The following is a 19,432-nucleotide window of genomic DNA, read 5'->3' as shown; positions in this document are numbered from 1 at the left end:
GCTCCCCGGTTTCGTATCCCCGGTCGCGGGCCCCATCGCCGGGGCCCGCTTCGGGGTGGGGCCGCCCCACCCGCCCGGGTGACCGCGGTCGCCACCCGTCCCCGTCGCGCCGGGAGCCGACTTCCCGAGAGCACATGATCCGAACGTCACCCACCGGGACGCCCCGACCGGTCCGCTCACTCCTCCGGTTCGATGATCTGGTAGTCCAGCTCACCGATCGAGTGCGCGAGTTCGGCGGGGGTGTACACCGCGCCGTCGTAGACGAACGCGGGCTCGATCGCGGTCTCGGTAAGCCCCTCGGCGCTGGTGTCTTGCACGACGATGGCCCAGCCGATGACGGGGCACAGGACGGGCTCTTCACCGGACCTGGTCACCTCGACGTCCCACCCGGGTTCGGCCGGGGCGAGATTGACGACGCTGCGGCGGGTGTAGCGCATGGCGGGACTCCTCGGCTGCACGTGAACCGGCGGTCTGCGCCGGTTCGAACAAGCCTATGGTGCCGGTGTGACTGCTGGGGTCACGGGGCGTATGCGGTGCGAAGACCCGGAGTCGTCCGGCCCGCCCGCCCTCGCTCGTGCGCCCCGCGGCCCCGGCGTGTGCGACCGATCGACCGGGGTAGGTACCGGCGGAACACGCCCGGTGGATGCCCCGCGCCCGCGAGTGGTCGCGCCCCCGGGGACGAGCCCAGGAATGCCCGCGACCCCGCGCCTGTTGACAGGCACGTACACGCAGCACGGGGCACGAACGTTTGGGAGGACGCATGGCCACGGTCGCACTGACCAAGGAGAACTTCGAAGAGGTCGTATCCGGCGACGGCCTGACCGTGCTGGACTTCTGGGCGGCCTGGTGCGGGCCCTGCCGGTCGTTCGCACCGACCTTCGAGAAGGTTTCGGAGGCCACGCCCGACGTCGTCTTCGCGAAGGTGGACACCGAGGCGGAGACCGATCTCGCGCAGGCGTTCTCGATCCAGTCGATCCCGACCGTGATGCTCGTCCGCGACGGCGTCGTGGTCTTCTCGCAGCCGGGCGCCCTGCCCGAGGCCGCGCTGGTCGATCTGATCAAGCAGGCGCAGGGGTTGGACATGGACGAGGTCAAGCGCAAGATCGCCGCGGGCTGACCGACCGCGGGATCGGGCCGTTCGTCCCGATCCAAGCCGTTTGCACCTTCGGCGCGGCAGAGGTCTACTTGAGGGAACGAGAGGGGCCCGCACGGATAGACGCGGAGAAGCGGTCGATGTAGGGCCGTGCACCGCGCAATCAGGATCCACGAGAAGTGGATGGGCCCCTCTCGGTTCGGTAACTCCGGTTACCTGGAGCAGGCGACACGGAAGCCCGTCGGATCACCTCCGACGGGCTTCCGCGCGTTCACGCCCCGCCCGGCGCCGCCGGCCCACCCGGCGTCGGCCACCCCGGTCCCACCGCCGGCCGCGGCCGCAGGTGCGCCCGCAGCGTCGCGATCTCCTCCCGCAGCCGCTCGGAGCGGGCCGGCTCGCCCGGGTCCGCACGCGGGATCCGCCCCGCCACCAGCGCCAGTTGGGCCTCCTCGATCTCGCCGATCAGCACCCGGACCGGCCGCGGCCGAGGCCCGCCCCGCACCTGCCGACGGCTGTACCGCCGCGGCAGCAACTCCGCCTCCACGGGCCGGATCGCCCCGGTCGCGGCCTCCTCGGCGGCCACCTCGCGAAACCTGGCCAGATAGTGCCGCCGCGCCGACCGGTACACCAGCATCGCGACCACGAAGTCCACCCCGACCCGGGCGAGCACCCCCCGCCACCCGTGCTGCAGCGGCGCGTTGAAGAACCCGTGCATCCCCATCGCCAACACCCAGCACCCGAGCGCGACCGACACCCGCCGGCCGAGCGGGCGACCGTCGCGCGCGACCAGGTAGCCGACCCCGGTGCCCGCGACCGCGCTCATCGCCCAGTGCGAACCCCACCCGGTGATCCCCACCCGCACCGCGAAGGACGTGTTCACCGAGGCGCCCGGGTCGGTCGCACCGTCGAGCAGGATGGTGTTCAGCGCGTACAGGAGGTTCTCCACCACCTGGAAGCCGAGTCCGACCAGCGCCCCGTACACCCAGCCGTCGATCGGCGCGCGGATCACCCCGGACCCGATCAGCGCGAGGATCAGCAGGCCGCAGAGCTTGAGCGTCTCCTCGTTGAACGGCGCGGTCACCGCGGCCCCCCACGTGTCCGCGAAGTCGACGCCCCGGGTCTTCGCCCAGATGTCGCCCAATCCGGTGTTGGCCAGGATCGCGCACCCGGCCGCGGCGGTCATCCCCCACACGACGCACACGATCGAGCCGGCGTGCGGCGGCGCGACGACCGGTCGGATCCGACGCGGCAGCAGGTAGCCGACGCCGAGGGTGAGCAGGAGCAGAAAGGCCGCGAGGACCGCGGCGGCCGGGAAGACCCGTACCGTGTCCCGGGATTCGTGAACGATGACGCCGAGTCCGAACAGGCACCCCAGGAGTGCCACCCCCGCGGCGACCGGAGCCGAGGGCTCGCCGGTCGGCCGGACCACGCCACCCCTCACGCGGCCCCCTCGGTGAACGTCAACGAGCGCAGCACGTCCGCCACCTGTGCCCACTGCGGATCGGCGGTCGCCGGCGGCGCGAGCGCGATCAGCCGGATGGCGAAGGCGTCCTCGGGGCCGGGATAGATCACCGCCTGCCCGGTGTCGCCGTCCCGGACCACGGTGCCGACCATGCCCCGGGCCCCGGCGTGGGCGACCAGCGGTACCGGCACGCCGAGTCGGGCATGCCGGTCGCCGACCCGGAGCGTGTCGCGCAGCCCCGTCCACAGCGCGTCGGCGTTCTCGGTCCGGGGCAGCGAGATGTACGCGACCGACAGGTCCACGTCGCCGTGCCGCAGCACGAACAGCCGCGAGGGGGCGGTGGCCGCCTGGTCGAGGATCCAGCCGGCGCCGACCCGGAACCACGCGCGGTGGTCGTCGTCCGGTCCGACCCGGAACACCGTGCCCGCCCGGACCCGCTCGTCGCCCGAGATCCACGAGTCGATCAGCGGCCACCCGCCGGTGAGCAGCACCAACACGGCGGCGACCGCGAGCGGGCCCCACCAGCGAGCCCGCCGCGGCCCGGGGAGGATGCGGGCGTCGGTCATGTCTCCAACGTCCGCCGAACGGCACGATTCCGCCCGACGAACATCGGCCGTCGGGCGGAATCGATCCCTCGAAAGGGTTGGCCGAAGCGTCGGGTCAGAGACCGAACTCGACGGGGGCCAGGTCGAGGGCGAAGCACGCGTCGCGCACGACCGCCTGCTCGGTCTTGTCGAAGTGGCCGTCGGCGCCGCCGATCACGATGCCGATCTGGATCACCGCGCGCGCCTCGGTCGGCTTCTTCTTCACCTTGGCGATGTCCTGGAGCACGGACACCTTGCCCAGCTCGAAGTCGGCGGTGAGCTTGGCCAGATAGTTCTCGAAGCGCTGTTCCAGGTCGCTCGCGGCGAAGTTGCGCAGCACGTCGTTGCTCGTGATCAGCGCGCTCACCCGCTGCCGCTCGGCCGGGTCGATGGAGCCGTCGGCCGCAGCGACCAGGGCACAGATCGCCATGCTCGCGTCCCGGAATCCGCCGCTCTTCAGCTCGTTCTTCTTCGCTTCCAGCTGCCCCTGCATCGTCTGGGCGGACTGCTTGAACTTGTCCCACAGAGCCATGGGGATCCCCCTGCCTCGCGTACATACGCGTAGATTTTCGAGCCTTCAATCTACAGACTCGTAGAAGATACCCGTTGTCCGGGCATCCGCAGAATCCATTCTCCTGGGGCGAGCCGCCAAACGAGGCGGCGCCCCGCCGGTCGGGCCCGGCGCCACACCGCGATCGGCGGCCCGGCCCGCTCACACCCCGCGCAGCGTCGCGATGAACGTGCGGTTGTGCAGGTCGGTCTGGTCGAACTCGATGGTGCCGTCGGCGACGATCGACAGGAGCATGTCGTTGCGGACGCAAAAGCCGGAGGTGTCCGGGCGGACGCCGCCGCCCAGCACGATCCGGTTCCTGCTGTACTCCTTCAGGCGCGCCGGCGCCTCGCACAACACCCGCCCGAACGTGCCCTCGTAGGTGATCCGGCCCACCAGGTCACCCACCCGGCCCCGGCTCAGCACGACCGCGATCTTCACCGGCAGGCTCGGATCCTGGCTCGCCGGGAGCAGGCCCTCCCACTTGTGCGCGAACTCGATCGGCAGTTCCGTCGGCCCCGGCGCGGCGGGCCCCGTCGGCCCGGGTTTCGCGGCCGGCCCGTTCCGGTCCTTCTTCTTCCCGAACCCCACCGTCGCGAACAACCCGCCCGCCGCCAGTGCCGCGCCGAGCAGGAGGATCAGTGGGTACTTCCACCACATCTCGCGCCGCTTCCCCGCGCGACCGGTCCCGGCGGCGACCTCCGTCGGCTCCGGCGCGAGCCGGGTCTCCTCGGCGTCGGCCACCCGGGTCGGCGCCGCGTCGTCCGCCGCCGGTTCGATCTCGATCTCCAGCAGCTCCACGGCCCGCCGGGCGGTCGACTCCACCACCGGACCCGGCAACCAGCCGGGCACGAACAACCGCCGCGGATCGCCCTCCGGCGCGAGCGCGGTCACGATCTGATCCGCCGTCGGCCGCACGGCGGGATCCTTCTGCAAGCACGCCTCGATCACCAGGCGCATCGAGTACGGCACTCGGGACAGGTTCGGTTCGTGCCCGATCACCCGGTACATGTGCGCCTGGTCGTTGCCCTCGCCGAACGGTCCCACCCCGGTCGCCGCGTGCACCAGCACCGAGCCGAGCGAGAACACGTCCCCGGCGGGCCCGACGTCGAGGCCGTCGGCCTGCTCGGGCGACATGAACGCGGGCGAGCCGACGGACACGCCCGTCGTGGTCAGCGCGGTGGCGTCCGCGGCCCGGGCGATGCCGAAGTCGATCACGCGGGGGCCGTCGAGGGTGAGCAGTACGTTGGACGGCTTGAGGTCGCGGTGCACGAGCCCGGCGTCGTGCACGTCCACCAGCGCCGCGGCCAGTCCCGCGCCCAGTGCCCGCACCGCCTCCTCGGGCAGCGGCCCGGTCAGCCGAACCGCCTCGTGCAGTGACGGCCCGGCGATGAACCGGGTGACCAGCCACGGCCGCGCCGCCTCGGCATCCGCGTCCAGCACGGTCGCGGTCCACGGCCCGGCCACCCGGCGGCCCGCCTCCACCTCGCGCCTGAACCGCACCCGGAACTCCGGGTCGTCGGCCAACTCCGGGCGCACCACCTTCACCGCGACCAGGCTCCCCCGCCCGGTCCGCCCCAGGTACACCCGACCCATCCCGCCCGACCCGAGGTGCCGCAGCAGGCGGTACCCCCCGATCACGATGGGATCGTCCTGCGCCAACCCCCGCACACCGCACCCCCGTCGGGTCGGGCGATCGCCCGACTTCCTCACCCCCGAACAATACGATCACCCGAATTTCGCCGTTGTCCCGAGCACGCCGCACCCTCGCGAGAAATTCCGGCCGCGTCTGTAACAGCGGGCCCCGACCGGGCGTGCATGTACCGAACCGACGAAGCACGCGACGCGACGAGAACGGAGGTACCCCGGGGCATGTCGACCACGAACGACGCGGCGAAGGCCACGCGAAAAGCCGAGTTCGACGCGTTCTACCTGGCCACCTCGCAGCGCATGATCGGTGTGATCTACGCACTGACCGGCAATCTCGCGGACAGCGAGGACGCCGTGCAGGAGGCGTACTCGCGGGCCTGGGGCCGCTGGGCCACACTCACCGCGGCCGGGGATCCCACCGGATGGGTCCGCGTGGTCGCCCGCCGGATCGCGGTGGGGAATTGGCGACGGGCGCGCAATCGGATGCGGGCGCACTTCCGACACGGCGAACCGACACCCGCGCCGGCCGTCTCCTCGGACCACGTGGCGCTGGTCGCGGCGCTGCGCAAACTGTCCACCGGTCGGCGCGAGGCGATCGTGCTGTTCCACCTGTGCGATCTCACCGGCGCCGAGGCGGCGGCCGAACTCGGGATCAGCGAGGCCGCGTTGCGCACCCGGCTGAGCCGCGCACGCGAAGACCTGCACCGCCATCTGGGCGAGACGACTGCCGCGGAATCGACGAGGAAAGTGACGGCGAGGGCATGAACGATCCGCACGACGACGTTCTGATCGATCGATTGCGCGAGTTGGCCGAACGAGGCGAAGCCGCGGCCACCCCGGCCGCCCCGGAGCGGGTCCGGGCCCGGGGCGCGCGTCGCCGCACCCGGGTCCGCGTCGCGGGGGCGGGCGCACTGACCGCGTGTGTGGCCGCGGGCGCGTTCTGGGCGATCCGGCCGCACGACGAGACCGCGGTACGCGGCGAACCGGCCGCGAGCAGCCCCGGGAATCACCTCACCCCGACGCCGCCACCCGACGGGATCGAACGCATCGGCCTGCGCGATCGGTCCTACCTGCCCACCGTGCCGGGCGTGCACTGGACCGTGGAGGGCGACGGGGTGCATGCGCCGCCGCACCCCTCGTTCCCGGTCGAGCTGTTCGGGCCGTGCGCGGCGACGCCTCTGGAGGCATCCGGGGGAGGCGTACTGGATCAACGCGGTACCGCGGCCGGCAGCCATGTGAAGACCTTCGTCACCAGCACCTATGGCACGGGTCTGACGCCGCGGGCGATCGACGCGGAGGCCCTGCGGATCTACACCTCGTGGCAGACCGTCGCGGCCGGGTGCCTGACCCGGGTGCCGGGCGGCGGCCCCGACACCGAGGTGTGGTCCTGGTCGGGCGACGGCCGACAGGGTTCGGTGGTGCTCACCCGGCGCGGTCACGTGCTGGGCTGGATCGCCACCGAGATGACCGCGACCGACCCCGCCTACCCGCTGACCGCCGAGGTCGGTCCGGCGCTGATGGACAAGGCGATCCTGACCGACTCCGCCCCGCCGCGGTAGCGGCAGGGCCCGGGAGATCCGGCCGAGCGCCCCGGGGTCCGTCGAGCCGATCCCGGGGCCGACGCGGGCCGGCCCGCGAGCGCGCGGGTCGGCCCGCCGGCGAGCGTGCGGGTCAGCCCGCGAGCGCGCTCTTGGCCTTCCACTGGTCGTAGCTCATCTGCCAGTTGCCGAAGCCGTTGCCTGGCTCGGTGGTCTCGGTGTTGGTCGAGCCCTTGACCACGACCGGGTCGCCGACCTCGACCCGGTTGAAGAACCATTCGGCGTCCGGGACGGTCATCCCGACGCAGCCGTGGCTGGTGTTGGCGACGCCGATGTTGGCGGTGTTCCACGCGGCCGAGTGGAAGAAGGTGCCGGAGGAGGTGAAGTGCACCACCCACGGCACGTCCGGGAGGTTGTAGCTGTCTCCCAGGCCGACCGTGGTGGAGTCGAGCGTCTCCTTGGCGTTCTTGTTGAGGATCACGTGCGTGCCGCCGCGCGTGGGGAACTCGGCGGAGCCGGCCGACACCTTGATCGTCTTGACCGCGACGCCGCCCTCCATGATGGTCAGCCGCTTCTTCGGGACGTCCACCTCGACGACCCGGTTGGTGCCGACGGTGAAGGTGCTCTCGTAGTCGCGCGCGAAGTAGGTGCCGGGGCCGCTGGCCACGCCGCCGAGATTCGCGTTCAGGGTGACCTTCGTACCGCTGGGCCAGAACTCGCGCGGACGCCAGTCGACCCGGTCCTTGCCGGAGATGTCCTTGGTCCAGCCCCACGAGCCCTCGACGTTCGGCGTCGTGGTGACCTTGAGGTTGCGCTCGACCTCGGCCTTGTCCTTGACCGCGTAGTCGAACATCACCGACACCGGCTGTCCGACGCCGAAGGTGCCGCCGTTGGCCGGCCGCAGGGTGACCTTGTTGACCGTGTCGGCCTTGAGCGTGCCGAACTTCGTGGTGGCCGAGTTCTCCGCGCCCTTCTTGCCCTTCGTGGTCGCGGTCACCGTGTAGGCCGCGCCCGGCACGGTGCGCGTGGTGGAGGTCCAGGTGCGGCCGTCGGCCCCGACCGTGCCCTCGATCGCCCGGTTCTGCGCGTCCACGACCCGCACCGAGGTCAGCGTCCCGGAGTCGGCCGTCACGGTGACCGGCTTGCCCGGCAGGACCCCCTGGGTGCCGTCGGCCGGATCCACCGTCACCCGAGCCGGTGTGTCCTTCGCCTCATTGTCCGCGTCACCCGGCTTCGCCTGTGCCGCATCCGACTTCGCCGCCTTGTCGGCCCCTCCCGAGCCACATCCCGTGAGCACCACCGCGGCCGCGACGAGCGGCAGCGCGAGAACACGAATTCCCTTGCGGGAGCCGGATATCAGGGGCTTACGCACGTGCGACCTCACGAGGGGTGGACGACCGGGATCGTTCAACAGTAACAATGTGGATCAATTCCCCGTTCCCCCTCGCGGTGTGACGGTTTCTACATGATTTGGACGCAACCGCCGGCACGAGTCGGGTCCGGCACGGCACGAAGCCGCGCCCGGGACAAATCCCGGGCGCGGCTTCGGAGTTGACGCACCCGCCGCGCGGCACTCGAACGCCGCGCGACGCGGACTACGCGACGGCGGTGCGCCGGCGCTGGGCCGGGGCGCCGTTCGAGCCGCCGGAGCGGCCCGAGGTCGCGCCGGACGCGGCGGCCGACGGACGCCGTCCGGTACCGCTGCCGCCGCCCTGGCCGGGCCGACGACCGCGACCACGACCACCGGCGCCACCGCGGCGCGGCGACTCCGAGGCCGGCGAGGAGATCACGACCGGGACGCCGGAGGGCACCTGCGCGCCGGTGACGCGGGTCAGTTCCTCGTCGCCCGAGCGCACCTGGATGGTCTCGGCCTGGATGCCCGCGATCATCATCAGCCGGGCCATCTCGCGGCGCTGGTTCGGTGTGACCAGCGTCACGACGCTGCCCGACTCGCCGGCGCGCGCGGTACGGCCACCGCGGTGCAGGTAGTCCTTGTGGTCGGTCGGCGGGTCGATGTTGACCACCAGGTCCAGGCCGTCCACGTGGATCCCGCGCGCCGCGACGTTGGTCGCGATCAGCGCGGTGACGTGCCCGCTCTTGAACTGCTCCAGGGTGCGGGTGCGCTGCGGCTGCGACTTGCCGCCGTGCAGCGCCGCGGCGCGCACGCCGCTCTGCAACATCTGCCGGGTGAGCCGGTCGACCGCGTGCTTGGTGTCCATGAACATGATCACCCGGCCCTCGCGGGCGGCGATGTGCGTCGCGGCGGTGTGCTTGTCCGCCTCGCTCACGTGCAGCACGTGGTGCTCCATCGTGGTGACCGCGCCCTGCGACGGGTCGACCGAGTGCACGACCGGGTCGGAGAGGAAACGCTTGACCAGCCGGTCGACGTTGCGGTCGAGGGTGGCCGAGAACAACATCCGCTGCCCGTCCGGCTGCACCTGGTCGAGCAGCGCGGTGACCTGCGGCATGAAGCCCATGTCGGCCATCTGGTCGGCCTCGTCGAGCACCGTGATGCCGACCGCGTCCAGACGCGCGTCGCCGCGGTCGATCAGGTCCTTGAGCCGGCCCGGGGTGGCCACCACGACCTCGGCGCCGTTGCGGAGCGAACTGGCCTGGCGACCCAGCGACATGCCGCCGACGACCGTGGTCATCCGCAGCTGCACCGAGGTGGCGTACGGCATCAGCGCGTCGGTGACCTGCTGGGCCAGCTCGCGGGTGGGCACCAGGACCAGCGCGAGCGGCTGCTTGCTCTCGGCGCGGCGACCGGCGATGCGGGCCAGCATCGCGAGACCGAACGCGAGCGTCTTGCCCGAGCCGGTCCGGCCGCGGCCGAGCACGTCCCGGCCGACCAGCGCGTTGGGCAGGGTGGCCGCCTGGATCGGGAACGGCTCGGTGACACCGTTGCGGGTGAGCGCGGCGAGCAGCTGCTTGGGCATGTCCAGCTCGGCGAACGCGGCGACCGCGGGCAGCGACGGGGTGGTGCTGACCGGCAGCGCGAACTCGGCGACGGGCGCCGCGGTCATCGGCTTGCGCCGGTTGCCCGACGGGGCGCCGCCGCGGCCTCGACCGCCACCGCCGCCGTAGCCGCCCCGGCCGGAGCCGGAGCCGCCGCCGCTGCGGCCGTAACGATCGTTGGAGCCGGAACGGGGGGTGCGATTCATGGAGAACCTTCCTCGATGCGGCGCGTATCGAGGACGTCTCCGCGCGGCGGGAAGCCGCACAAGGAGTCGCAAGAACGAGCCGGAGTACCTGAACTGAAGAACCGACGTGGTGACTCGGGTCACTGGCGTCGAGATGTTGCGCAACGGTCGGGCGCCTGCCGAAGAGCGGCGGCCGATGTGCCGGACCGTGCGAGGCCGCGCGACGAGGTCGCGTCGGGCAGGGTCCTGAACGGCGGATGTCGGGCATCCGCCTGGGTGGTGCGCCGTGGCTCCCCCGGATCGATTCCGGGAGTCGCCGACCGGGGCGGCCGGCGGCCACGGGAAGGGCCCGCACCGTGCGGCGCGGGCCCTCGCTGCGTGACCGAGGCCACGCCCATGAGCGAAATCAGACGATGTTGATGTTCTCCGCCTGCGGGCCCTTCTGGCCCTGCGTGACGTCGAAGGAGACCTTCTGGCCTTCCTGCAGCTCACGGAAGCCCGTGGCGTTGATGTTCGAGTAGTGGGCGAAGACGTCGGGGCCGCCACCGTCCTGCTCGATGAAGCCGAAGCCCTTTTCGCCGTTGAACCACTTCACGGTGCCAGTAGCCACGTATCTTCCCCTTCGGGGCAGTACCGGGATCCCGCACCCTGCGAGACCCGAATCGTTGCTGATTACCCCGCCCGGAGTTGGACACCGGAAAAACAAAAGTGCACCTGTTGGCTACAACCAGCAGGCGCACAGAAAATTCCATGGGAACCACAGCAGCAATTAACGTTAGCACGCCGGACCACCGGGCCGGCGGGATCGTCTCGATCTTGTCCGAACCGCCCGGCCGGCTCCCGCCCACCGCCACGCGCACCGGTCCACCGGTCGGCGCCGGGTGCGACCATGGACGCTCCCCGCCAGTCCCCCAGCCCCGAAGGGTTCGCGTGTCCTCCTCCTCCGGCATCCCCGCGTCCGACGACTCGGTCCAGCCGATCCCCCTCTCCCCCACCGGCACTCCCCTCACCCTCGAGGACATCAGCGCGCCCGGCGGCTGCGGCGACGGTTGTGGCTGCGCCGGTGGCGGCATCGACATCGACGCCGACCTGCTCGACGCGTTCGTCACCGAGCAGGTGCTGCTGCGTCTCGAATCCGAGCCGGCCTTCCTCGCCCACTCCATCGCGGCGCTCGTCGCGGCGGATGAGATCGACGCCGAACTGGCCGAGGAGATCGAGGAGTTGGAGTCCGACCCGGTACTCCTGCTGGACGTCCTCGGGGCCACCCGACAGACCCTGCCGGAAATGGAATCCGACGCCGTCGTCCTGCTCTTCCGCTACGTGATCGACCATGTCGCGCTCGGCCCGGAGGAGTTGCCGCTGGAGGACCGCGTACAGATCGAGTGGCGCGTGCCGCCGATCGAGCGCTGACCCACACTCCGTCCCGGACGAGGCCGCGCGCCTCGTCCTACGGCTCGGCCCGCCCGTTCCCGGCGACCTCCGGGAGCGGGTCCGGGGCCGTCGGCGCGAGTGCGGTCCTCGACAGCGGCCGGCCCGAGCCCGGCCGCCATCGGCCCGTGAACAGGAATCCGGCGCCGAGGCCGATCAGCGCGGCCGAGACGTGCCCGATCGTGGTGAAGTCCGGCAGGTCGCCGTACCACTGCACGGACGAGAACGGGTACAGCAGGCAGCCGAGCGCCCACAGTGGCCGCAGCGGTTTGGGCAGCAGCGGGGTGACCGCCGCTATGGCCGCCATGGAGGCGTAGCTCACCCCGTAGTCGAGCGTGTACCGGGTGTCCTCGGGATACGTGCCCGCGTGGATCGCCGCGATCAGCACGACCGCGGTGAGCAGCGTCGCGCCCACGTGGCCCACGAGCGTGACGCCGACCGCGCGCACCGTGCCGATCCGGCGCTCCAGCACCGCCATGCACACCCCGATGCCGAACCCGATCGTGGTCACGTTGCCGAACAGGGTGCCGTGCACGTCCGCCACCAGCAGGCTGCCCGCCATCGCGCGGAACGGATGGTGGTCCAGGTTGTCGAGGTTGGTGCTGATGTCCGCCAGGAGCCGATCCGCGGCCGGCTCGGACATCAGGCCGCCGACCACGATTCCGTTGATCGCGAGCAGGATCAGCACGACGAAGGTCGCGGGGCTGCGTCGCGGGTATCGGGCGACGTCGCGCAGCCGGTTCGCGAGGGTCCGGGTCACGGTGCGTTTCTCCTTGGGCCGGCGCGGGGACGCGGCGCGAAGCACCATGCTGCATCACCGGCCGGGGTCGCCGTGTCCCGACCCCGGGATCCGGGCGCCCGGCGCCCGGGGTTCGAGCGGGTGACGGCGACTCGACACACCCCCCGCCGGGTGCGGCAGGATCGCCCTCGACGGTGCCGGGACGAGGGAGATGGCGTGACTGCGACGGGTCGGGTGGCGGACCGGTACGAGTTGGCGGAACAGCGTGGTCGTGGCGGGCTCGGGCGGGTGTGGGCCGCGCGGGACTCGGTCGAGGACCGCGAGGTCGCGGTCAAGCTGCTGCACGGCCCGCCGGACGAGGCGGCCGCGACCCGGTTCGTGGAGCGCACGCGCGCCGCCGCGCCGCTCGATCACCCCGACCTGGTCGCGGTGTCCGACGTCGGCCTGACCGACGACGGCACGCCCTTCCTGGTCACCGAACTGCTCTCCGGCCGCGACCTGCGTACGGTGCTGCGCGAGGGGTTGCCCGAACTGCCCGCCGTGTCCGAGGCGTTGCACTGGGCGGCGCGGGTCTGCGGCGCGCTCGACCACGCGCACCGAGCCGGCGTGGTGCACGGCGACCTCAAGCCGGCCGACCTGTTCCTGACCGCCGACGGCGGGATCCGCGTCCTCGATCTCGGTCTGGCCGATCGGCTCGGGGCGGTCGCCGCGTCCGGCACCGCCCTGATCGGCACGCTCGCCTACACCGCGCCCGAACGGCTGCGTGGTCGCCCCGCCGAACCGGCCGCGGACCTGTACGCACTGGGCTGCGTGCTGTACGAACTGCTCACCGGGACACCGCCGTTCGGCGCGGGGGACATCGCGGCCACGGTGTACGCCCAGCTCCGGCGCACCCCGGAGGCGGTGGATCGGCACCGCCCCGACGTCCCGCCCCACGTGAGCCGCCTGGTCCTGGACCTGCTCGCCAAGGACCCGGCACAGCGCCCGCCGACCGCAGCCGAGGTGGCCCGCCGCCTGACCGACCCGACACCGTCACGCACCGAACCACGAGCCTCCGCCGAGGCGGCGCCCGCCCCGACCGAGGCCCAGGCGCCGCCCGTCCCGACCGAGGCGGCGCCGTCCCCGGCCGACGCCCTGCCGGAGCCGGCCGACGTGCCGGCCACCACGGCCGACGTGCCCGCCGCCCCGGCGGAAGTGCCGCCGACCTCCGCCGAGGTCCCCCGCACGGCCGCCGAGGTGCCGACCGCCCCGACGGAGGCACCGCCGACGCCGACCGAGGCGCCGCCGACGCCGACCAGGACACCGGCCGCGTCGGCCGAGGCACTGCCGACCGAGGCCGAGGCGCGACCGGCCCCGGCCGACCCTGGGCCGGATCCGGCCGACGTGGCGCCCACCACGGCCGACGTGTCGCCCCTCCCCGCCGAGGCGGATGCCGCTCACGCCGTCGCCCCGGCCGCTCCGGCCGACCCGCCGCGCCGGCCCGTCCCGCCGCCGCTCCCCCCGGCGCCGCCGAGCTTCCCCCCGGGGTCGCCCGCCGCTGCGGGATTCGCCGTGCCCGCCCCTTCCGCGCCCGCCGACGACGACGAGGCCGGGTTGCGGCGGGCGGTCGCGGCCGGCGACCCGGACGCCGCCGTGCAGCTCGCCTACCACCTGGCCGACACCGGCCGGGATGCCGAGGCCGAGGCGCTGTACCGGGAGGCACTGGCCCGCAACCACCCGGATGCCGCCAACGACCTCGCCGACCTGCTCGCCGCGCACGACCGGCACGCCGAGGCCGAAGAGCTGTACCGCCGCGCCCTCGTCCAGGGCCATCCGGACGCCGCGAACAACCTCGGCCGGCTGCTGCTCCGCCTCGGGCGCACCCCCGAGGCCGAACACCTGTTCCGGCACGCCGCCGCACGGGGCCACGACGACGCCGGACAGCATCTGGGCGTGCTCCTCGCCAACACCGGTCGGCTCGACGAGGCCGAGCAGTGGTTCCGGCACACCTACGCGCAGGGTCACCCCGACGCGACGGTCAACCTCGCCGGCCTGCTGGCCGCGAAGGGCCGGATGAAGGAGGCCGACAAGCTGTACCGGCGCGCCCTCACCGAGGGCCACCGCGACGCCTCGATCGGCTACGCCGGCCTGTACGAGCGCCGGGGCCGCGTCCGCGAGGCGGAGGAGATGTACCGCCGCGCCCTGGCCGAGGGCCACCCGGCGGCGGCCGGCCAACTGGCCCGCTTCCTCGACACCCTCGGCCGCGGCCGGGAAGCGATGTGGCTGCGCTCGTAGACCGCCCCGCCCCGAACGCGCGAACGCCACGCACGACGCCCCGTCGGGGCCTGTCGTGCGTGGCGAACGGGTGACGAAACCGGTGTGACCCGCCGTTACGGCGCGGTCTCGTCGCGGTCGGAGCGGCGGTGCGCGCCGGTCCCGGTCCGGTATGCCTGCTCGTCCCGGGCCTGCCACTCGGCGATGCTCTCGTCGCGATACCCCTGCGCCGCGTCCCAGCGCACGGTCAGCGCGAACAGGACCACCAGGTCCAGCGCGATCACGATCGTGGACCAGACGGGGTGCGCGGCCAGGAAGCCGATCTCGCCGATGATGTTCAACATCACCAGCAGCGAGCCGACCACCCTGGCCCAGGTCGCGCCGGTGAGCAGCCCACCGCCGACGAGCAGTTGCAACCCGCCGAAGATCAGCAGGATGACGCCCCAGGTGTTGTAGTTCCAGACCAGCAGATCACCGGAGCGGGTGACGAAGTACCCGTCGGAGAACAGGGCCGTGAACCCCTGGAAGAGGTTGAGGACACCCAGGACGAGCAGCGTGCAGGCGGCGAATGCCACCCAGCCGGACCAGGCGCTCGTCCTGCGGGTTGTGCTGTTCATGGCCTACTCCCAACCCCGGCCGGACGGCCGGGCGGATGTGCCTGACTTTCATTCCGCGCCGCCCGCTCGCCCGCCGTCGCGCGGACGGCGACCCGACGAGTCGTCGCTCTCGCACCTTGACACGCCAAGCCATAATTTGCACCTTTTGTCCAATCCGAGTAAATCTCCGTATTTCATGGAACCCGCACGGGGCGAACGCGGGCCGTGATCGAGGAGAGGACGCCGGCGATGTCGAGGTCAGCCGAGCAGGTCCGGACCGGGCATCCGGTGCGCTTCACCCTGGCCTGCCTCCTGGTGGTCCTCGCCTGTCTGCTCACCCCGGTGGCGGTCACCGCCGCGTGGGCGCGGAACGAGGTGGCCGACACCGACCGCTTCGTCGCCGCGCTGGCCCCGCTGTCCGGGAACGCCGCGGTACAGGACGCGGTCTCCGCCCGACTGGCCGCGGCGGCCGTGCAGGCGGTGAACGTGGGCGACCTGACCGACTCGCTGCGCGAGGCGCTCGGCCTGGGGCCGAACAACGGCTCCGGGCCGCTGTCCGACTCGCTACAGAGCCTGCTGGCGGGTGTGGCCGACCAGGCCGCTCAGGCGTTCGTGGCGAGCGACGCGTTCACCGTGATCTGGCGGGACGCGCTCCGGATCGCGCACGCGTCCGCGCTGGACGTACTGGAAGGCAAGGACAGCGGCACGGTGAGCGCCGACAACGGCGAGGTGGTGCTCGACCTGGGGCCGATGATCGATCAGGTGCGGCAGGGCCTGGTGGGTCGGGGGTTCGCGTTCGCCTCGAACATCCCCGACACCGACCGCCGCTATGTGCTGGTGCACCGCGAGGGGTTGCGCACCGGGCAGGACGCGTTCCGCTTCCTGAACACCGCGGGTGTCTGGCTGCCGATCGTGGTCGTGGTGCTGTTCGTCCTGGGGGTGTGCCTCGCGCCGCGCCGCCGGCCCGTGCTGCTGTGGGCGGGCGTGGGCACCGCGCTGACCCTGCTCGCGCTGGGCATCGTGCTCGCGGTGGCCCGGCGGACCTACCTGGACGACCTGCCGCCGGAGGTCTCCCGGGACGCGGCGGCGGCGGTCTACGACGCGCTGGTGGGCTTCCTGCGCCGGACCACCCGCACGCTGGGCGTGGCCGCCGTGGCGCTCGCGGTCGCGGCGTTCCTGGCCGGACCGGCCCGGCCGGCGGGCACGATCCGGCGTGCCTTCGCGGTCGCGCCGGACCGGGCGGGCGCGGCGCTGGCCCGGCACGGTTTCGGTACGGGGTCGGTGGGCGCGTTCGTGGCCGCGCACCGGGGGCCGGTGTACGCGGTGACCGGCCTGCTGGGCGGGATCTGGCTGTGCCTGTGGAACGACCCGACGGTGTGGTCGGTGCTGCTGATCGTGGTGGTGGTCGTCGCGGCGTTGGCGGTCCTGGAAGCGGCCGCGGCGGCCGGGACACACCGGGAGGTCGAGACCGCGCGGTGAGTCACGACGGGCCGGTGCGGCTCAGGGCTGACCCGGCGTCTGCCCGGTGCGCCGGAACTCGGACGGGGACTGCTGCACACGTCGGGAGAACAGCCGGGCGAAGTAGGCCGGGTCGTCGTAGCCGACGTTGCGGGCCACCTCGTGGATGGACTGGTCGGTGGCGAGCAGCAGGCGTTTGGCCCGGGACAGCCGGGTGCGCACGATGTACTCCTTCGGCGTGGTGCCGGTCGCCCGCTGCATCTCGCTGCGCAGGCCCGCCTCGTCCAGGCCCAGCCGCCGGGCGTGCTCGCCGACGGTCAGCGGCTCGGTGGCGTGCTCGTCGAAGTAGCGGACCACCCGCGAGCCGTCCTCGTCGACCCGGATCGTCTTCAGGTCGATGATCAACTGGTGCACGATCGCCGAGGTGACCACCTCGCGGTTCGGCGCGCCCGGCTCCACCGCGGTCAGCAGCCGGTCGAAGCCCTGGCGCAGCGGCCGTACCCCGCCGAGCGACATCACCGGCTCGGCCCGGTCCAAAAACCCCAGGTCCTCGTACGCCGCCGCGGTCGGGCCCTCGAACAGCACCCAGTGCTCGCGCCAGCCCGTCGGGTCCGGGCTGTAGGCGTGGTACTCGCCGGGGAAGAGCAGGAACGCCGCGGGCGCCTGGACGGGGATCCGCGGCGCGTGCCGGTTGCCCGAGCGGAACCAGCCCGATCCCCCGGTGATCAGGGTCAGTTGGTAGCAGCCCAGCACTCGGCCCTCGAACTGCATCCCGGTGACCTGCTGCCAACCGACGCCCAGGCACACCAGGCCGAGCCGCTGGTGCTCCCTGGCAGGCGTGAGGTAGCGCGCGAAGATCATGGTGCGCCGATCGTACGGCGACCGGAGCCAGTCGCGAAGCGGTTCCTCACGCCTTGACCCCGCCGGCGACCAGGTCGGTGCGCCAGAACCGCTGGAGCGACCAGAACGCGGCGACCAGGGGCAACACCGACACCAGCGCGCCGACCACGACGAGGTTGGCGTGCGGCTGGGTGAGGTCGCTGTTCCACGCGTTCAGCCCCAGCGTGACCGGCCACAGGTGCTGGTTGTTGAGCGTGATCAGCGGCAGGAAGAAGTTGTTCCAGACGGCGACCAGTTGGAACAGGAAGATGGTCACGAGCGCGGGCGACATGATCCGCAGCCCGATGGTGCGGAAGATCCGGAACTCGCTCGCGCCGTCGAGCCGGGCGGCCTCGATCAGTTCGTCCGGCACCGACGCCTCGGCGTAGGTCTTGGCCAGGAAGACGCCGAACGGGCTGACCGCGGCGGGCAGCAGCACCGCCCAGACGGTGTCGACCAGATGCACCTTGGACAACATCAGGTAGATCGGCAGCGCCAGCATCGGGGTGGGGATCAGCACCGCGCCCAGGATCACCGAGAAGATCGTGCCTCGGCCGCGGAAGCGGTACTTGGCCAACGCGTAGCCGGCCATCGCGGCCAGGAAGGTGGCCACCACGCCACCGCCGACCGCGTACAGCACCGAGTTGAACACCCAGCGCAGGAAGATGCCGCCGTCCTCGCTGAACAGTTGCCGCAGATTGGCGCCCAGGTTCCAGTCCGCGAACCAGAAGCCGTTGCCGCGAAACAGGTCGCTGGAGGATTTGGTCGAGGAGACCAGCAGCCACCACACCGGCATCAGGAAGTAGGTCGCCACCAGGAACAGGAACGAGGTGGTCAGCACCTGCGAACGCATCGGCGTGGTACGGCCCTTGGCCGGCTTCGGCGCGGGGTGCGCGACGTGTGCGCGGACCGGGCTCGCGGCCGTGTCGGTCAGTGTCGTCACAGCGAGGACCTGCCGTTCGTGAGCCGGGCGGAGATCTTGAGCACGGCGAAGGACAACACGCACGTGCCCAGCGCGAGCAGCACCGAGACCGCGGCACCCTGCCCGTAGTCGTTGTTCTCGACGGCCTTGTGGTAGGCGGACATGATCGGCGTGTAGTCGGCGTCCAGCGACGAGGTCAGCGGGCGCAACACGCGCGGTTCGGTGTAGAGCTGGAGCGTGCCGATCACGGAGAACACGGTGGTCAGCGCGATCGCCGGGGCGACCAGCGGCACCTTGATCCGCCACGCGGTGCGCCACGGGCCGCACCCGTCCAGTTCGGCGGCCTCGTACAGCTCCTGCGGGATGGCCTGGAGCGCGGAGTAGATGACCAGCATGTTGTAGCCGGTCCAGGTCCAGGTGACCACGTTGGCGATCGACCACAGGACCGCGTCCTCGCCGAGGAAGTCGGACGGCAGGCCGACCGCGTCCAGCATGCTCACCACGGGGCTGGAGCGCGGCATGTACAGGAACGCCCACAGGATGGTGGCGACCACGCCCGGGATGGCGTAGGGCAGGAAGTAGGCGGTGCGGAAGAAGCCCTTCAGCCGTGCCGACTTGGCGTCGAGGAGCAGCGCGAGCACCAGGGCGAGGCCGAGCATCACCGGCACCTGGATCGCGCCGAACAGCAGCACCCGGCCCACGCCGTGCCACAGCGCGTCGTCGTGCAGCGCCTTGGTGTAGTTCTCGAACCCCGCGTACACCCGCTTGGGCGGGGTCAGGCCCAGGCCGGAGCGCTGCATCTTGTGCAGGCTCTCCACGATCGCGTAGCCGACGGGGACGGCGTACATCGCGGCGAAGAGCACGCCGAACGGGGCGAGGAACATCAGGGGCGCGGACCGCCGGCGCTTGCGCCGCGGGATCGGTGCGCTCAAGGGCGGGCTCCCGGTGGATGGGACGGGTGGATGTGGATGTGGATGCGGGTGGGCGGGCCGACGGCGGCCCGCCCCCCCCCCCGGGGGGGCGCCGGGCCCCGAGCGGCGCGGCCCCGAGGCCGTGATGGAGATGTCCCGCGCGGCCGAGGCCGCCGGGTTCGACGCGGTCTTCACCACCGACCACCCGTTTCCCGGCGACCGCTGGCTC

Annotated in this window: 19 protein-coding genes; 6 read left to right on the top strand and 13 right to left on the bottom strand. The window is 72.3% G+C overall.

Going from position 1 to position 19,432, the window contains the following annotated elements:
- Positions 1-176 precede the first annotated feature (176 nt).
- Positions 177-437 carry a hypothetical protein gene (locus ACFRCG_RS42030; RefSeq protein WP_078975104.1) on the bottom strand — a complete coding sequence of 87 codons (261 nt, stop codon included), beginning with the start codon at positions 435-437 and terminating at the stop codon, positions 177-179.
- A 311-nt stretch (positions 438-748) separates the two neighbouring features.
- On the opposite strand from ACFRCG_RS42030, the gene trxA reads away from it, so the two are divergent.
- On the top strand, positions 749-1,117 hold the full coding sequence (gene trxA, locus ACFRCG_RS42025; protein ID WP_268812471.1) for a thioredoxin: 369 nt from the start codon (positions 749-751) through the stop codon (positions 1,115-1,117).
- A gap of 247 nt (positions 1,118-1,364) precedes the next feature.
- Here trxA and ACFRCG_RS42020 read toward each other — a convergent pair whose 3' ends face one another.
- The 4 genes from ACFRCG_RS42020 to ACFRCG_RS42005 form a co-directional block, all read right to left on the bottom strand.
- The gene (locus tag ACFRCG_RS42020; RefSeq protein ID WP_380041558.1) at positions 1,365-2,534 is read right to left on the bottom strand and encodes a PrsW family intramembrane metalloprotease; all 1,170 of its coding nucleotides are present in this window, start codon (positions 2,532-2,534) and stop codon (positions 1,365-1,367) included.
- Complete coding sequence (locus ACFRCG_RS42015; protein WP_380041556.1) at positions 2,531-3,121, bottom strand: hypothetical protein; 591 nt, start codon at positions 3,119-3,121, stop codon at positions 2,531-2,533. The genes ACFRCG_RS42020 and ACFRCG_RS42015 overlap by 4 nt, the downstream gene beginning before the upstream one ends.
- A 94-nt stretch (positions 3,122-3,215) precedes the next feature.
- On the bottom strand, positions 3,216-3,671 hold the full coding sequence (locus tag ACFRCG_RS42010) for a tellurite resistance TerB family protein (protein WP_380041554.1): 456 nt from the start codon (positions 3,669-3,671) through the stop codon (positions 3,216-3,218).
- Positions 3,672-3,851: 180 nt separating this feature from the next.
- Positions 3,852-5,330: a serine/threonine-protein kinase gene (locus ACFRCG_RS42005; RefSeq protein ID WP_380041552.1), complete on the bottom strand. Its 1,479-nt coding sequence runs from the start codon at positions 5,328-5,330 to the stop codon at positions 3,852-3,854.
- A gap of 231 nt (positions 5,331-5,561) precedes the next feature.
- Here ACFRCG_RS42005 and ACFRCG_RS42000 point away from each other — a divergent pair, with 231 nt between their 5' ends.
- Entirely contained in the window at positions 5,562-6,104 is a 543-nt protein-coding gene (locus ACFRCG_RS42000; protein ID WP_380041550.1) for an RNA polymerase sigma factor, read from the top strand.
- Positions 6,101-6,898: a hypothetical protein gene (locus ACFRCG_RS41995; RefSeq protein WP_380041548.1), complete on the top strand. Its 798-nt coding sequence runs from the start codon at positions 6,101-6,103 to the stop codon at positions 6,896-6,898. The genes ACFRCG_RS42000 and ACFRCG_RS41995 overlap by 4 nt, the downstream gene beginning before the upstream one ends.
- Positions 6,899-7,010: 112 nt before the next feature.
- Here the strand turns inward: ACFRCG_RS41995 and ACFRCG_RS41990 are convergent, their stop codons facing one another.
- The 3 genes from ACFRCG_RS41990 to ACFRCG_RS41980 form a co-directional block, all read right to left on the bottom strand.
- Positions 7,011-8,249: an Ig-like domain-containing protein gene (locus ACFRCG_RS41990; protein ID WP_380041546.1), complete on the bottom strand. Its 1,239-nt coding sequence runs from the start codon at positions 8,247-8,249 to the stop codon at positions 7,011-7,013.
- A 223-nt stretch (positions 8,250-8,472) separates the two neighbouring features.
- Entirely contained in the window at positions 8,473-10,038 is a 1,566-nt protein-coding gene (locus ACFRCG_RS41985) for a DEAD/DEAH box helicase (protein ID WP_380041544.1), read from the bottom strand.
- 385 nt (positions 10,039-10,423) lie between these two features.
- Positions 10,424-10,627: a cold-shock protein gene (locus tag ACFRCG_RS41980; RefSeq protein WP_380041542.1), complete on the bottom strand. Its 204-nt coding sequence runs from the start codon at positions 10,625-10,627 to the stop codon at positions 10,424-10,426.
- 320 nt (positions 10,628-10,947) lie between these two features.
- Between ACFRCG_RS41980 and ACFRCG_RS41975 the strand changes: the two genes are divergently transcribed.
- Complete coding sequence (locus ACFRCG_RS41975; protein WP_126642932.1) at positions 10,948-11,427, top strand: hypothetical protein; 480 nt, start codon at positions 10,948-10,950, stop codon at positions 11,425-11,427.
- Between the two features lie 37 nt (positions 11,428-11,464).
- On the opposite strand, the gene ACFRCG_RS41970 is transcribed toward ACFRCG_RS41975, so the two are convergent.
- Positions 11,465-12,205: a rhomboid-like protein gene (locus ACFRCG_RS41970; RefSeq protein ID WP_380041540.1), complete on the bottom strand. Its 741-nt coding sequence runs from the start codon at positions 12,203-12,205 to the stop codon at positions 11,465-11,467.
- A gap of 195 nt (positions 12,206-12,400) precedes the next feature.
- Here ACFRCG_RS41970 and ACFRCG_RS41965 point away from each other — a divergent pair, with 195 nt between their 5' ends.
- Positions 12,401-14,458 (top strand): protein kinase, encoded by a 2,058-nt coding sequence (locus ACFRCG_RS41965; RefSeq protein WP_380041538.1) that lies wholly within the window; start codon positions 12,401-12,403, stop codon positions 14,456-14,458.
- Positions 14,459-14,553: 95 nt separating this feature from the next.
- Here the strand turns inward: ACFRCG_RS41965 and ACFRCG_RS41960 are convergent, their stop codons facing one another.
- Positions 14,554-15,054 carry a hypothetical protein gene (locus ACFRCG_RS41960; RefSeq protein ID WP_380041536.1) on the bottom strand — a complete coding sequence of 167 codons (501 nt, stop codon included), beginning with the start codon at positions 15,052-15,054 and terminating at the stop codon, positions 14,554-14,556.
- 228 nt (positions 15,055-15,282) lie between these two features.
- Between ACFRCG_RS41960 and ACFRCG_RS41955 the strand changes: the two genes are divergently transcribed.
- Positions 15,283-16,512 carry a hypothetical protein gene (locus ACFRCG_RS41955; protein ID WP_380041534.1) on the top strand — a complete coding sequence of 410 codons (1,230 nt, stop codon included), beginning with the start codon at positions 15,283-15,285 and terminating at the stop codon, positions 16,510-16,512.
- A 21-nt stretch (positions 16,513-16,533) separates the two neighbouring features.
- On the opposite strand, the gene ACFRCG_RS41950 is transcribed toward ACFRCG_RS41955, so the two are convergent.
- Genes ACFRCG_RS41950 through ACFRCG_RS41940 form a run of 3 tightly spaced genes read right to left on the bottom strand, consistent with a single transcriptional unit; the run spans position 16,534 to position 19,176 of the window.
- Positions 16,534-17,352, bottom strand: coding sequence for an AraC family transcriptional regulator (locus tag ACFRCG_RS41950; protein WP_126642928.1), 819 nt, complete (start codon positions 17,350-17,352; stop codon positions 16,534-16,536).
- A gap of 46 nt (positions 17,353-17,398) precedes the next feature.
- Positions 17,399-18,313 (bottom strand): carbohydrate ABC transporter permease, encoded by a 915-nt coding sequence (locus ACFRCG_RS41945; protein ID WP_380041532.1) that lies wholly within the window; start codon positions 18,311-18,313, stop codon positions 17,399-17,401.
- Positions 18,310-19,176, bottom strand: coding sequence for a carbohydrate ABC transporter permease (locus ACFRCG_RS41940; protein WP_078975127.1), 867 nt, complete (start codon positions 19,174-19,176; stop codon positions 18,310-18,312). Before ACFRCG_RS41940 ends, ACFRCG_RS41945 begins: the two co-directional genes overlap by 4 nt.
- Positions 19,177-19,432: the final 256 nt, after the last annotated feature.

The organism is Embleya sp. NPDC056575, assembly GCF_042793325.1.
Classification (GTDB): Bacteria; Actinomycetota; Actinomycetes; order Streptomycetales; family Streptomycetaceae; genus Embleya.
This window is presented reverse-complemented; position numbering and strand designations above follow the sequence as displayed.